Below are 13,260 nucleotides of genomic sequence, written 5' to 3' on the forward strand. Positions count from 1 at the left end.
AGCGATTGGAACCGCTCGTATGATCGATGAACTGCGCCGTGCGCCCCTGCTCTCGCGTCTCGAAGCGACCCAGCTCCAGCGGGTCGCCCGGCACGCGAACCGGGTCAAGCTGAACGCCGAGCAACTGCTCTTCAGCCAGGGCGATCCGGCCACCCGCTTCTATCTCCTGCTCTCGGGCCGGATGCGGCTGTTCCGGCTCTCGCCCGAGGGCGCCGAGAAGGTCATCGAGATCGTCAGCCCCGGCCAGACCTTCGCCGAGGCGCTGATGTTCCTCAATGCGCCCCGCTATCCGGTCTGCTCGGCGGCGCTCGCCGACTCGGAGCTGATCGCCATCGATGCGGTGGATTTCGCCGCCATGCTGCGTGAGTCGGTCGACACCTGCTTCGTGCTGCTCGGTGCTCTGAGCCAGCGTCTGCGCGGTCTCATCGGCGAGATCGATGACCTGACCCTTCACACGGCGACCAGTCGCGTCGCCCGTTATCTCGCCTCGCACCTGCCGCCGGGGGCGCAGTCGCTCGAACTCGACGTGCGCAAGGCGGTGCTGGCCTCGCGGTTGTCGGTGCAGCCCGAGACCTTCTCGCGTGTCATCAAGTCGCTCAGCGAGCAGGGTATCATCCGTATGGATGGCACTCTGGTGAGCGTGCTCGATCAGCGGGCGTTGCTGGAGATCGCCGAGTTGACCGATGCGCTCGAACCCGGACCCGTCTCGATCGGAACCCTGGGTTCGCAGCGTCCCTGAATCCGTCCAAGCCTAAGGAGACCGTGCATGAAACGCTCGACCCTGACGACCTTCGTCTCTCTGGCGCTGTTGCTGTCCGGCAGCGCCCTGGCCGACGACCAGGCCCTGCGCGAAAAGGCCGCGCGCGCTGGACTCGCTCCGCTGCCGGAGACCGTGCCCGATCCGTCCGGCAATCCCGTCACGCCCGAGAAAGTCCAGCTCGGCAAGAAGCTGTTCTTCGAGCCGCGTCTGTCGGCCAGCGGGCTGATCAGCTGCAACACCTGCCACAACCTCGGCATGGGCGGCGACGACAATCTGCCGACCTCGGTCGGTCATGGCTGGCAGAAGGGACCGCGCAACGCCCCGACCGTCTACAACGCCGTCTTCAACCGGGCGCAGTTCTGGGACGGTCGTGCGGCGGATCTGAAGGAGCAGGCCAAGGGACCGATCCAGGCCGGGGTCGAGATGGCCAACAGGCCCGATCAGGTCGTGGCTACGCTCAAGAGCCTGCCGAAGTATGTGGATTGGTTCAGCGAGGTCTTTCCCGGCGAGGAGGATCCGGTCAATTTCGAGAACGTGGTCAAGGCGATCGAAGCCTTCGAGGTCAAGCTGGTCACGCCCGGTGCGCCCTTCGACCGTTTCATGAAGGGGGCCGACACGGCCATGAGCGCCGAGCAGAAGGACGGGCTGGCGCTGTTCGTCGATCGTGGCTGCACGGCCTGTCACAACGGCATCAACGTCGGCGGGCAGAATTATTTCCCGTTCGGACTCATCAAGCGCCCCGGTGCTGACATCCTGCCGCCGGAGGACAAGGGCCGCTTCGAGGTCACCCATTCGGCCTCGGATGAATACGTCTTCCGCGCTGCGCCACTGCGCAACGTCGCCCTGACCGCGCCCTATTTTCACTCGGGGCAGGTCTGGGATCTCAAGCAGGCGGTGTCCGTGATGGGCACGGCGCAGCTCGGCGCCGAACTCAGCGACGAGGAAGCCGGCAAGATCGTCGCCTTCCTCCAGTCGCTCACGGGTGTCGCGCCTCAGATCCTGTATCCGGCGCTGCCGGTCGAGACCGCCGCCACGCCGCGTCCGCAACTCTGAGCGCTCCCGCGCTTGGCCTGCCGGCTTGGATTCACGGGTGACTCGATCCATATCCAGGCTTGGCCGGGCGGTTCCTCGCCTTGCACGGCCTGCCATCAATCTTCATCGCTGAATCGCCAGGGGATATAGCCAATGAGCAATGAGCCAATCACCGTCTTCGAGGGCCAGGAGATCGACGTCAGTTGGGATGGACGCCTCTGTATCCATCTCGGTGAGTGCGGCAAGGCCGAGGGCGATCTGTTCGTCGGCGGCCGCGAACCCTGGTGTCAACCCGATGCCGTGTCGCGCGCCGAGGTGCGTGAGGTGGTCGAGCGCTGCCCGACTGGTGCGCTCAGCTATCGCGACAAGACCGGCGAGCCGGAGTCGGCGCCGAGCGAGAATCGGTGTCTGGTCGCCAACAATGGTCCGCTCTATCTCAGCGGCGATCTGGAGATCGAGGGCGCACCGCAGGACATGCCGGGCGTGCGTCGGCGCGTCGCGCTCTGTCGCTGCGGGGCGTCCAAGAACAAGCCGTTCTGCGACAACAGCCATGCCGAGGCACGGTTCGAGGACGGCGGCGCGATCGGCTCACGCGGACCCGGCCTGAGCGAGCGCGGCGGTCCGTTGAAGGTACGGCTGATGCCCGATGGCCCGCTCAAGCTCGAAGGCAATCTGACCCTGATCGCCGGTTCCGGGCGTCCGGCTTGGGAGGGGACGCAGACCGCGCTCTGCCGCTGCGGGGCGTCGAAGAACAAGCCGTTCTGCGACGGCAGCCACCGCGCCGCCGGGTTCAAGTCGGACTGACGCGCCAAGACAGGACGCGCACGAATGGCCTATGCTGACTCTCGCCAATCATTCAACGGGAGTCAGCTATGCAGGTCACGGCCTTTCTGCTCGGCATGCTCGTCTTCGTCGTCTACACGGTCCTCATCCGCGCCTTCTACACCGTCAAACCCGATGAACGAGCCATCATCACTTCGTTCGGACGCGCCCAGCGGATCGGGCGTCTCATGGTCGAGGACGACTCACTCAACGACGAGGAGAAGCAACGCTACCGCTTTCCGCGTCTCCAGGTCATCGGCCCCGGCGGTCCCTACTTCAAATGGCCCTGGCAGGAGGTCCGCAAGGTCCGGGTCGTCACCGAGGCCATCGACCTGACCTGGGATCCGACCAAGTCCCAGCACACCATCGAGGCCGTCACCAAGGACAACCTCACCACGGGCGTCGGCGGTCAGATCCGCTTCCGTGTCTCCGAAAACAACCTCTACGCCTACTTCTTCGGCGTCGACAAGCCGCTGGAGCACGTCATGGGCTATTTCATCTCGGTGCTGCGCGAGCGCATCGCCAACTTCGTCGATCCCAAGGGCGAGAGTCTGGTCGGCGACACCGAACTGAGCACGGGCAGCGCCGCCGCCGAACTCTCCGAGGGCGTCTCCATCAACGATCTGCGCAAGAACCTGCCGCTCCTCAACGACTACATGGAGCAGCAGTGCCGCTCGACCGGCGCGCGCTACGGCATCGAACTCGACGCCGCCCTCATCACCCAGATCGATCCGCCGTCCGAGGTCGATCGCGCACTCTCGGCCATCAACACCACGCGCAATCAGGTCGCCGCCGACATCTCGACCGCGCGCGCCGATGCCGAGCAGCAGATCACCATGAGCAAGCGGGCGGTCGAAATCGCGCGTAACAACGCCCAGGCCGAGGTCGCGCCCCTGAAGGAACTGGCCAATACGCTGGTCCAGATCAAGACCACCGGCGGGCCGGGCGCACTGCGGACCTATATCCGCAATCTGCGCGTGCCGCTGCTCGGTCGCGCCACGCGCATCGTGCAGACCGCCGCGCCCAAGTAACGCGACCCCGGAGGCCCGTGTCATGTTCTTCGATACCGATTTTTCGTTCGGCCCCGTCTTCGCCTTCGTGATCGGCGTGCTCTATATCCCGATCCTGCTCGCCATCGCGCGCGCGCTCGGACTCTATGCCATCGTGCGCGAACGCGAGGCGCTGGTCTTCACCCTGTTCGGTAAGGTGCTCGGTACGCTCGACGAGCCGGGCATCCGCTTCCCGCTCGGTTATTTCGGCGCCAAGGCGCTGCTGGTGCCATTTTTCGGCAAGCTCTACCGAGTGCCGACCTGTCTGCGTCAGCACTATCTGCGTGATCAGATGGTCAACTCGGAGGAGGGCACGCCGATGGGCGTCGGCATCTGGTACGAGATGCAGGTCAGCGACCCGGTCAGCTATCTGTTCAGCAACGCCAACCCCGAAGGTTCGCTCCAGGCCAATGTCGCCAGCTCGACCATCTCGACCCTGAGCAATCTGGAGATGGACAAGATGCTGGAGGACCGCCATCAACTCAGCCGCCGGGTGCGTGCCGCCGTCTCGCCGCTCTCGGAGCACTGGGGTTATGCGCTCGGCTCGGTCTATATCCGCAAGGTCGCCTTCACCGACCGGCAGATGGTCGACAACATCACCGACAAGGTGGTCAAGCGGCTGGTACAGGTCACGAGCGCCATGAAGCAGGACGGCGACAATCGCGTCGGTCTCATCAAGAGCGAGACCGCCTACAAGGTGTCGCAGAAGATGGCCGAGGCCGCCGCCGCGCGTCCGGCGATCGTCGGCGAGGCGCTCAACGCCATCGCCCAGCAGGATTCCGAGGTGCTCAACGCCGTGATGGAGGTCATGGAGACCGAGCAGCTCATCGCCTCGGGGGCGCAGGTCGACGTGCTGCCGGTCGATTCGGAGATCCTGGTCCAGTTGTAGGGAACGCTCGGCTCGGCAACGGCGGCTACGATGCCGCGCCGAGTCCCCTCAGCCCGCCATCATGGCCGCGAGCTGTTCGGCGCGATATTCGGCCAGCAGAGGATCTATGACCTGATCGAGCTGCCCGGTCATGACCTCGTCGAGCTTGTAGAGCGTGAGGTTGATGCGATGATCGGTCAGCCGGTTCTGCGGAAAGTTGTAGGTGCGGATGCGCTCGGAACGATCCCCGCTGCCGACCTGGAGCTTGCGCGACTCGGACTGCTCGCTGGCCTGCGTCTCGCGCGCACCGGCGAGCAGTTTGGCGTGCAGCAGAGCCATGGCCTTGGCGCGGTTCTTGTGCTGCGAGCGCTCTTCCTGACACTCGACGACGAGGCCAGAGGGCAGATGGGTGATACGGATCGCCGAGTCGGTCTTGTTGACGTGCTGACCGCCGGCGCCGGATGAGCGATAGGTATCGATGCGCAGATCGTTGGCATTGATGTCGATGGCATCGATCGACTCGGCCTCGGGCAGCACGGCGACGGTACAGGCCGAGGTGTGGATACGCCCCTGCGATTCGGTCTCGGGCACGCGCTGGACGCGATGCGCGCCCGGCTCGAACTTCAGCCGCGAATAGACGCCGCTGCCGCTGACCCGGATCACGACTTCCTTGTAGCCGCCCAGCTCGCCCTCGCTGGCCGAGACCTGCTCAGTGCGCCAGCCGAGCAGCTCCGCATAACGCATGTACATGCGCATCAAATCGCCGGCGAACAGCGCCGCCTCGGCTCCACCCGTCCCGGCGCGGATTTCGAGGAAGGCATTGCATTGATCGTTGGGGTCGGGCGGGATGAGCAGCGTCTGCAACTCGGGTTCGAGCGCCTCCAGACGTTCGCGCGCCGCCTCGATTTCGTCGCGGGCGAGCGCGGCCATCTCGGGATCGGTCAGCAACTCCTCGGCGGCGGCCAGATCGCGCTCGGCATCCCGATAGCGTTCATAGCACTCCATCAACGGCTGGAGCTGGGCATACTCGCGACTGAGGTCGCGAAAACGCCCCTGGTCGGACTGGGTCTCAGGCTCGGCCAGGAGCGCCATGACCTCGCCGAAGCGCTCGGCGATGCGCTCCAGCTTGGCGCGAATCGATGGGGTCATACGTTGGACTGCATCCGCTCGGGAGCCAGCTGGAACAGCTCGTTGGCCGCGTCCAGGATGACCGCATCCCCGTCACGCGCGGCCTGACGCAGACGCGAACTGGGCGCGTGCAGCAGCTTGTTGGTCAGCGTATGAGCGAGGAAGTTGAGCACCTCGGCCGGCGGCTTGCCCGCTTCGAGCTGGCGCTTGGCGCGGGCGAGCACCTCGTCGCGCAGTTCCTCGGAGCGCTGGCGGTAGTCCTGGATCAGACCGGCGGCATCGAGCGAACGCAGCCAGGCCATGAACTCGCCGGAGTGGAAATCGATGATTTCCTCGGCTTGTACGGCGGCGGCCTGACGCGAGCGCAGACTCTCGTCGATGACGCTCTTCAGATCGTCGACCGTATAGAGATAGACGTCGCTCAGCTCGCCGACCTCAGGCTCGATATCGCGCGGCACCGCGATGTCGACCATGAAGATCGGGCGATGCTTGCGCTTCTTGAGCGCACGTTCGACCGTACCCTTGCCGAGCACCGGCAGCGGGCTGGCGGTGGAGGCGATGACGATGTCGGCCTCGGGCAGATGGTTGGCGATCTCGGTCAGCGAGATGGCGAAGCCCTCGAACTGGGCCGCCAGATCATGGGCGCGCTCGACCGTGCGGTTGGCGACGATGATGCGCCCGATGCCGTTGTTGTGCAGATGGCGGGCGGCCAGCTCGATCGTCTCGCCGGCACCGATCAGGAGTGCGGTCTGCTTGGAGAGATCCGAGAAGATCTGGCGTGCCAGGTTGACAGCGGCGAAGGCCACAGACACCGGGTTGGAGCCGATCGCGGTCTCGGTGCGCACCGTCTTGGCCACAGAGAAGGTATGCTGGAACAGCCGGCCCAGCAGCTTGCCGGTGGCCGAGCAGTCGCTGGCGGTCTGATAGGCGGTCTTGACCTGGCCGAGGATCTGCGGCTCGCCGAGCACCAGCGAATCCAGTCCGCTGGAGACGCGCAGCAGATGGACGACGGCATCGCGATCGGCGTGGGCGTAGAGGAAGGGATCGACCCGTTCGTGCTCGATGCCGTGGAATCCGCTCAGCCAGCGCCGCAGCATTTCCTCGGCGCCGTCCTGGACGGCGCAATAGAGTTCGGTGCGGTTGCAGGTCGAGAGGATGACCCCTTCGAGAACGCCTTCGCACCCGGTCAAGTCACGCAACGCACCCGCGATGATGTCCGGGCCGAAGGCCAGTCGCTCACGGATGTCGACCGGGGCGGTCTTGTGGTTGAGTCCGAGGACAAGCAGCTTCATATTGAATTCGTGTCGCTCTAGAGTTGGGAGGGTGAGACGCGGCGCAATGTTACCAATTTTTTTGTCGAAATGATGCCCGCGCGGAATGCTTCAGTCCGTGCCGGTCACTTGGCTATACTCGACGTCCGCGCGACGCCGGCGTTCGCGCTTCATACCTGCTTTCATCCTTGGGACGCTTCAACATGCCCGCTCAGCGCTTTCCGTCCGCTCCAGTCGTCCTTGGTCTGACCCTGTGGTTCCAGGCGGGCGCCGTTTCGGCGCTCACCGAGACGCCCGCGCCCGCCGCCGAGAGTCCGCCGGTCGTGAGCAAGCCGACCGCGCCCAAGCCCATCGCCGGACTGACGCCGGATCAGGTCTATCATGTCCTGGTCGCCGAGGTCGCGGGACGCCGGGGCGACATGCGTCTGGCCTTCACCCATTATCTCAAGGCCGCCGAACTGACCCGTGCGCCCGAGCTGGCCGAGCTGGCGGTGCGCGCGGCCATCAGCGCCGAGGACGACACGGCCGCCGGCGAGGCCATGGTGCTCTGGCTCACGCTCGCGCCCAATGCGCCGGATGCCCATCAGGTCGCCGCCTTCCTGCGGCTCAAGGCCGAGGATCGCGAGGGCGCTCTGATCCATCTCCAGCGTCTGGTCGAGCTGTCGGGGGAGGGCGGCGAGGCGGCCTTCACCAAGGCGGCGGCGATCCTGGCGCGGCTGCCGACTCCGGAAGCGCGTCTCGCGATGATGGAGTCGCTGGTCGAGCGCTTCCCCGAGAGCGCGGATGCGCATCAGGCGCTGGCCATGCTCGCGGCCGGACTCTCGCAACCCGAGGTCGCCGAGCGTGCGGCGCGGCGCGCCATGGCGTTGCGTCCGGACTGGAGCGAGCCACGCTTGTTCCTGGTGCGTCTGCTGCTGTCGGACGACAAGGATTCGGAGGCGCGCGCCCTGCTGGAATCGTTCGTCGAAGCCAATCCCGGCGATCGGGCGCTCAAGATGCTCTACGGCCAGCTACTGGTCGATGAGCGCGAGTTCTCGACCGCGCGTGAAGTCTTCGAACGTCTGCTGCGCGAATATCCCAAGGATCCGGACGTCCTCTTCGCCGTGGGCATCCTCTCGCTCCAGCTGGAGGATCTGGCCGGCGCCCGGCTGCATTTCGGACGGCTCTACGAGACCGGACAGCGCCAGGACGAGGCGGCCTTCTATCTCGGCCAGACCGCCGAGCGTGCCGAGGACGTCGCGATCGCGCTCGACTGGTATGCCAAGGTCGGCGGGGCGAATGCTGACGATGCGCGGGTGCGTCTGGCCTTTCTGCGCGCCAAGCGTGGCGAGGTGGCCCAGGCGCGCGAGATCCTGCAACGGATGCGCGACCAGTCGTCGGACAATGCGCTGGCGCTGTTCATGGTCGAGGCCGAGATCCTCGACGGGGTGGAACGCCCGGACGAGGCGCGGGCCGTCTATGACGAGGCGCTTGCGGCCTTTCCGGACGACGACACATTGCTCTATGCGCGCGGCCTGCATGCCATGAAGCACGGCCAGATCGAACTCGGCGAGCGCGATCTGCGCCAGATCATCGAGGCCGATCCGGATCATGCCGATGCCCTGAATGCCCTCGGTTACACGCTCGCCGACCAGACCGACCGTTTCGCCGAAGCGCTCGCACTCATCGAGCGCGCCCATGCCCTCAAGCCCGAGGAGCCGGCGATCCTCGACAGCCTCGGCTGGGTCCATTATCGTCTCGGCGATCTGGAACGGGCGCTGGACTATCTCCAACAGGCCAATGATCTGCTTCAGGACGGTGAGATCGCCGCCCATCTGGGTGAGGTGCTCTGGGCGCTGGATCGGCGTACCGAGGCCTGGGCGGTCTGGGACAAGGCCGTCGAGACCCATCCGGATCATGCCTATCTGCAAGAGGTCGTCGGTCGGCATCGGCTCTCCCGAAGCGAGTCCGCGGGCCAGGGCGCGGCCTCGGACTGAATCCTGAACTGAACCCGAATGAGTGACACGACTGACATGACCGACCGCGATCCCGCGCTGGCCTGGCCGGCGCCGGCCAAGCTCAACCTGATGTTGCGCGTCGTCGGGCGCCGTCCCGACGGCTATCACGAGCTCCAGACCGTCTTCCAGTTCATCGAGCAGGGCGACCGGCTGTGGTTCGACCTGCGCGAGGACGGCGCCGTGCGCCGGCTCGATGCGCTCGCGGGCGTGGCCGAGGACGACGATCTGACCGTGCGGGCGGCACGCGCGCTCCAGCGCGCCACCGGCTGTCGGCTCGGGGTCGACATCCGCTGCGAGAAAAATCTGCCCATGGGCGGCGGGCTGGGCGGCGGCAGTTCGGATGCCGCCACCACCCTGGTCGCTCTGAACCGGCTCTGGGGTACGGGACTCGACGAAGAGGCGCTGTCGGCCCTTGCGCTGCCGCTCGGGGCCGATGTGCCTGTCTTCGTGCGCGGGCGCGCGGCCTGGGGTGAAGGCGTCGGCGAGCGGCTGGAGCCGGTCGAACTGCCCGAACCCTGGTATCTCGTGCTGGTTCCGCCCTGTTCGGTGTCGACGCGCGATGTTTTTTGTCATCCGGAATTGACACGCGACTCCCGACCCATCACACTAGCGGACTTTCTGAGCGGGGATGTCACGAACGACTGCCTGCCGGTCGTCCGGCGCGACTATCCCGAAGTCGAATCGGCGCTCGATTGGCTCTCCGCTTGGGGTGGTGGTCGACTGACAGGCACGGGAGCCTGCGTGTTCGCCGTCTTCGACGACGAGGCATGCGCTCTGGACGCCCTGAGTCGAGCGCCTGCGCGAATGCAGGGTTTCGTGACCCGAGGACTCAATCGCTCACCCTTGCTCGATCGCCTCGATCAAGGCTGAGTCGAATCAAAGCACCGGGTTCGCGAGTCGTTGCGGACGTCATTCGCACCGTTCATCCATTATCCAGATTTGGGGTGTCGCCAAGCGGTAAGGCACCGGGTTTTGATCCCGGCATTCCCAGGTTCGAATCCTGGCACCCCAGCCATTTTCCAGTGTTTTCTCACCTTCGCGCAGACAGGAATCCACCCGTGCCTGCAAGCCAACTCATGGTCTTCTCCGGGAACGCCAATCCGGGGTTGTCGGCCGAAATCGTCTCCCATCTCAGCCTTCCGCTCGGCAAGGCCGTCGTCGGCCAGTTCAGCGACGGCGAGGTCATGGCCGAGATCCAGGAGAACGTTCGCGGTCGCGACGTCTTCGTGGTCCAGCCGACCTGTGCGCCGACCAACGACAACCTGATGGAACTGCTGGTGATGATCGACGCCCTGCGCTGGGCTTCGGCCAAGCGCATCACGGCGGTCGTGCCCTATTTCGGCTATGCGCGCCAGGATCGGCGTCCGCGCTCGGCGCGCGTGCCCATCACCGCGCGTCTGGTGGCCAAGATGATCAGCAAGTCGGGCGCCGACCGCGTCCTGACAGTCGATCTGCATGCCGACCAGATCCAGGGCTTCTTCGACATCCCGGTCGACAACGTCTACGCCTCGCCGATCCTCTTGGGCGACATCTGGCGCCAGAAGCACGACGATCTCATGGTGGTCTCGCCCGACGTCGGCGGCGTGGTGCGCGCGCGCGCCCTGGCCAAGCGGCTCGACGACGCGGATCTGGCCATCATCGACAAGCGCCGCCCGCGCGCGAACGAAGCCCAGGTGATGAACATCATCGGCGACGTCGAGGGCCGTTCCTGCGTGCTGGTCGACGACCTGGTCGACACCGCCGGCACGCTCTGCCGCGCCGCCGAGGCGCTCAAGGCGCATGGCGCGAGCAAGGTGGTGGCCTACTGCACCCATCCGGTGCTCTCGGGGCCGGCGGTCGACAACATCTCGGGCTCGGTGCTCGACGAACTGGTGGTCACGAACACCATTCCTCTGACCGAACAGGCCCGCGCCTGCGGCAAGATCCGTCAGTTGAGCATCGGCGAGCTGTTGGCCGAGACCATGCGCCGCATCTCGAACGAGGAGTCGGTCAGCTCGCTGTTCGTGGACTGATTCGATACAGTATTCGCGGGCCGTTTCGGCTCGCACTCCAAGAGCGCCGGGATCCTGGTCGCGGGATTCCGGCGCGTTCGTTTATCACGATCCAATCGAGTGGAGAACGCCAATGAGCGTGAGTTTCGAAGTCAATGCACAGCCGCGTACCGGCACTGGGACGGGTGCGAGCCGCCGCCTGCGCCGCACGGGGCTGGTTCCGGCCATCGTCTATGGCGCGCACCAGGATCCCGAGATGGTGTCCGTGTCGCACAACGAGCTGCTCAAGCACCTGGAGCACGAGGCCTTCTATTCGCACGTGCTCGACCTCAAGGTCGGCGATGACGTGACCAAGGTCGTACTCAAGGACATGCAGCGCCATCCGGCCAAGCCCTTCATCCTGCACGTCGACTTCATGCGCGTCTCGCAGGACGAGAAGCTCAAGATGGTGGTGCCGCTGCACTTCCTGAACGAAGACACCTGCAAGGGCATCAAGATGGGCGGTGTGGCCTCCCACACCATCACCGAAGTCGAGATCGTCTGTCTGCCCAAGGATCTGCCCGAGTTCATCGGCGTCGACATGGCCGAGATGGAGATCGGCTCGATCGTGCATCTGTCCGAACTCGTGCTGCCCGAGGGCGTGGCCCTGGCGCATGCGCCGGATCCGGACGAGCCCGTGGTCGTGATCCATGGCGCGCGCGGCGGTGAAGAGACCGAGGGCGAGGAGTCTGCCGCCTGATCGGACGGTCCGCCATCCGGGCGGACCCATCTCTTGGTTTGAATGTTCGCGCCGTCCCGGCTTCGGCTCGGGTCCGGCGCGAATACGCGAGAGCGACGCGAGCGACGATGTCAGACGCTGGTATCCAACTGATCGTGGGGCTGGGCAATCCAGGCGCCCAGTACGAGGCGACGCGCCACAACGTCGGCTTCTGGTGGGTGGAGTCCATTGCGAGCGCCCAGAATGCGCCGTTTCGCGCCGAGTCCAAATTCCTCGGCGAACTGGCGCGGGTCCGGATCGCGGGCCAGGACATCCGTCTGCTCAAGCCCTCCACCTATATGAACCGCAGCGGCCAATCCGTCGTGGCCGTGGCGCGTTATTTCGACATCCCGCCCGAACGCATCCTGATCGCGCACGACGAACTCGACCTGCCGGTCGGCGTGGCTCGCATCAAGCAAGGCGGAGGGCACGCCGGCCACAATGGTCTGCGCGACAGCATCTCGGCGCTGGGCTCGCGCGAGTTCTGGCGTCTGCGCATCGGCATCGCCCATCCGGGCGACCGCACTCTGGTCACGGGCTATGTCCTGGGCCGCCCCTCCCGCGACGACGAGTCGCGTATCCGTGAGTCACTCGACGAAGCCGATCACCGGCTGTCCGAACTCGTCGAGGGGCAATTCCAACTGGCGATGAACCGCCTTCACAGTCAGCGCTGATCGATCGATTTCCGATGAGCCGTCGGTCATCCGGATATCACGGGTGAGACGAAAGCTAGCGCAGATTCTGTTTGTAGCTCGGAACCTGAGCATTGCGCGCCTTGGAGATATTGGCGAACTCCAGGGTGACGCTGGCCAGTTCGACGCCCGAGAAATCGGCGTTGGTGACATCGGCCCGATGCAGGATGGAACCGCCGAGACTGGCGTTGGTCAGGTCGACGTTGGTGAGATTGGCGTGACGGAAGTTGGTATCCTGAGCCAGGACGCCGCGCAACCGGGCGCCATTGAGATTGGCCCCTTCCAGATTGGCCAGATTGATCACGGTGAAGCCTTCGGGAGTCGTGCTGGTCAGGTCGGCCTGACTCAGATTGGCACGCACCAGATTGGCGTCGTTGAGATGACAGTCGCGCAGATCGGCGTCCGAGAGATCGGCCTCGCGCAGATTGGCGCGGATGAAGAGCGCGCTCGTAGCCTTGACCGAACGCAGGTCGCTGCCGTGAAAATCGGTCCCGCGCAGATCGGCGTGACTCAGGTCCGCACCCTGGAGGTTGGCGTAGCGGATCTCGACGCCGCGCAGATCGGCCTGGGCCAGTCGGGCGCCGGCGAGGTTGGCGTGATTGAGCATGGCCGAGCGCGCCGGATGTTCGGATCCGAGCCGGGCACGGGTGAGATCCGCCTCGCTCAGATCGGCCTGTTTCAGATGGACGCCGATCAGAATGGCATCGACCAGACGCGCGCCGGCCAGACAGGCGCCGTCGAGGTCGCTCGATGTCAGGTTGGCGCCGCTCAGATCCATCCCGCGCAGATCCGCGCCGCTCAGCTGCATGTCGCGCAGGTCCGCGCCGACGAGCGAATCGGCGGCGATGGTTTCCAGGGTCGCGCCGGTTTCGCGATGTTTGATCTCGACCATG

Annotated in this window: 13 protein-coding genes and 1 tRNA gene; 11 read left to right on the forward strand and 3 right to left on the reverse strand. The window is 65.6% G+C overall.

Annotation, left to right across the window (positions count from 1 at the left end):
* Positions 1-19 precede the first annotated feature (19 nt).
* The 5 genes from HW932_RS16530 to HW932_RS16550 all read left to right on the forward strand — a co-directional run bounded on the left by HW932_RS16530 (position 20) and on the right by HW932_RS16550 (position 4,552).
* Entirely contained in the window at positions 20-739 is a 720-nt protein-coding gene (locus HW932_RS16530; RefSeq protein WP_176977600.1) for a Crp/Fnr family transcriptional regulator, read from the forward strand.
* Positions 740-766: 27 nt separating this feature from the next.
* Complete coding sequence (locus tag HW932_RS16535) at positions 767-1,813, forward strand: cytochrome-c peroxidase (protein WP_176977601.1); 1,047 nt, start codon at positions 767-769, stop codon at positions 1,811-1,813.
* A gap of 132 nt (positions 1,814-1,945) precedes the next feature.
* On the forward strand, positions 1,946-2,596 hold the full coding sequence (locus HW932_RS16540; protein ID WP_176977602.1) for a CDGSH iron-sulfur domain-containing protein: 651 nt from the start codon (positions 1,946-1,948) through the stop codon (positions 2,594-2,596).
* 68 nt (positions 2,597-2,664) lie between these two features.
* Entirely contained in the window at positions 2,665-3,645 is a 981-nt protein-coding gene (locus tag HW932_RS16545) for an SPFH domain-containing protein (RefSeq protein WP_176977603.1), read from the forward strand.
* A gap of 22 nt (positions 3,646-3,667) precedes the next feature.
* Entirely contained in the window at positions 3,668-4,552 is an 885-nt protein-coding gene (locus HW932_RS16550; RefSeq protein WP_176977604.1) for an SPFH domain-containing protein, read from the forward strand.
* Positions 4,553-4,600: 48 nt separating this feature from the next.
* Here the strand turns inward: HW932_RS16550 and prfA are convergent, their stop codons facing one another.
* Entirely contained in the window at positions 4,601-5,680 is a 1,080-nt protein-coding gene (gene prfA, locus HW932_RS16555; protein ID WP_176977605.1) for a peptide chain release factor 1, read from the reverse strand.
* A complete protein-coding gene (gene hemA / locus HW932_RS16560; protein ID WP_176977606.1) occupies positions 5,677-6,951 on the reverse strand; it encodes a glutamyl-tRNA reductase in 1,275 nt (424 codons plus the stop codon). Before hemA ends, prfA begins: the two co-directional genes overlap by 4 nt.
* A gap of 182 nt (positions 6,952-7,133) precedes the next feature.
* On the opposite strand from hemA, the gene HW932_RS16565 reads away from it, so the two are divergent.
* The 6 genes from HW932_RS16565 (at position 7,134) to pth (ending at position 12,349) form a co-directional block, all read left to right on the forward strand.
* Positions 7,134-8,906, forward strand: a complete 1,773-nt coding sequence (locus HW932_RS16565) for a tetratricopeptide repeat protein (RefSeq protein ID WP_176977607.1) — start codon at positions 7,134-7,136, stop codon at positions 8,904-8,906.
* A 36-nt stretch (positions 8,907-8,942) separates the two neighbouring features.
* Positions 8,943-9,797, forward strand: coding sequence for a 4-(cytidine 5'-diphospho)-2-C-methyl-D-erythritol kinase (gene ispE / locus HW932_RS16570; RefSeq protein WP_176977666.1), 855 nt, complete (start codon positions 8,943-8,945; stop codon positions 9,795-9,797).
* Positions 9,798-9,867: 70 nt separating this feature from the next.
* Positions 9,868-9,942: transfer RNA gene (locus tag HW932_RS16575), tRNA-Gln, on the forward strand.
* A gap of 43 nt (positions 9,943-9,985) precedes the next feature.
* A complete protein-coding gene (locus HW932_RS16580; RefSeq protein WP_176977608.1) occupies positions 9,986-10,939 on the forward strand; it encodes a ribose-phosphate diphosphokinase in 954 nt (317 codons plus the stop codon).
* A 112-nt stretch (positions 10,940-11,051) separates the two neighbouring features.
* Entirely contained in the window at positions 11,052-11,657 is a 606-nt protein-coding gene (locus tag HW932_RS16585) for a 50S ribosomal protein L25/general stress protein Ctc (protein ID WP_176977609.1), read from the forward strand.
* Between the two features lie 107 nt (positions 11,658-11,764).
* Positions 11,765-12,349 (forward strand): aminoacyl-tRNA hydrolase, encoded by a 585-nt coding sequence (gene pth, locus HW932_RS16590; protein ID WP_176977610.1) that lies wholly within the window; start codon positions 11,765-11,767, stop codon positions 12,347-12,349.
* Positions 12,350-12,404: 55 nt separating this feature from the next.
* On the opposite strand, the gene HW932_RS16595 is transcribed toward pth, so the two are convergent.
* On the reverse strand, positions 12,405-13,259 hold the full coding sequence (locus tag HW932_RS16595) for a pentapeptide repeat-containing protein (RefSeq protein ID WP_176977611.1): 855 nt from the start codon (positions 13,257-13,259) through the stop codon (positions 12,405-12,407).
* Between the last annotated feature and the right edge of the window lies 1 nt (position 13,260).

It is taken from the genome of Allochromatium humboldtianum, assembly GCF_013385175.1.
Classification (GTDB): Bacteria; Pseudomonadota; Gammaproteobacteria; order Chromatiales; family Chromatiaceae; genus Thermochromatium; species Thermochromatium humboldtianum.

Excerpts from the sequence above, each read along its gene's own strand:
- HW932_RS16530 (WP_176977600.1), top strand. The coding sequence starts at position 20 with ATGATCGATGAACTGCGCCGTGCGCCCCTGCTCTCGCGTCTCGAAGCG.
- HW932_RS16535 (WP_176977601.1), top strand. The coding sequence starts at position 767 with ATGAAACGCTCGACCCTGACGACCTTCGTCTCTCTGGCGCTGTTGCTG.
- HW932_RS16540 (WP_176977602.1), top strand. The coding sequence starts at position 1,946 with ATGAGCAATGAGCCAATCACCGTCTTCGAGGGCCAGGAGATCGACGTC.
- HW932_RS16545 (WP_176977603.1), top strand. The coding sequence starts at position 2,665 with ATGCAGGTCACGGCCTTTCTGCTCGGCATGCTCGTCTTCGTCGTCTAC.
- HW932_RS16550 (WP_176977604.1), top strand. The coding sequence starts at position 3,668 with ATGTTCTTCGATACCGATTTTTCGTTCGGCCCCGTCTTCGCCTTCGTG.
- prfA (WP_176977605.1), bottom strand. The coding sequence starts at position 5,680 with ATGACCCCATCGATTCGCGCCAAGCTGGAGCGCATCGCCGAGCGCTTC.
- hemA (WP_176977606.1), bottom strand. The coding sequence starts at position 6,951 with ATGAAGCTGCTTGTCCTCGGACTCAACCACAAGACCGCCCCGGTCGAC.
- HW932_RS16565 (WP_176977607.1), top strand. The coding sequence starts at position 7,134 with ATGCCCGCTCAGCGCTTTCCGTCCGCTCCAGTCGTCCTTGGTCTGACC.
- ispE (WP_176977666.1), top strand. The coding sequence starts at position 8,943 with ATGACCGACCGCGATCCCGCGCTGGCCTGGCCGGCGCCGGCCAAGCTC.
- HW932_RS16585 (WP_176977609.1), top strand. The coding sequence starts at position 11,052 with ATGAGCGTGAGTTTCGAAGTCAATGCACAGCCGCGTACCGGCACTGGG.
- pth (WP_176977610.1), top strand. The coding sequence starts at position 11,765 with ATGTCAGACGCTGGTATCCAACTGATCGTGGGGCTGGGCAATCCAGGC.
- HW932_RS16595 (WP_176977611.1), bottom strand. The coding sequence starts at position 13,259 with ATGGTCGAGATCAAACATCGCGAAACCGGCGCGACCCTGGAAACCATC.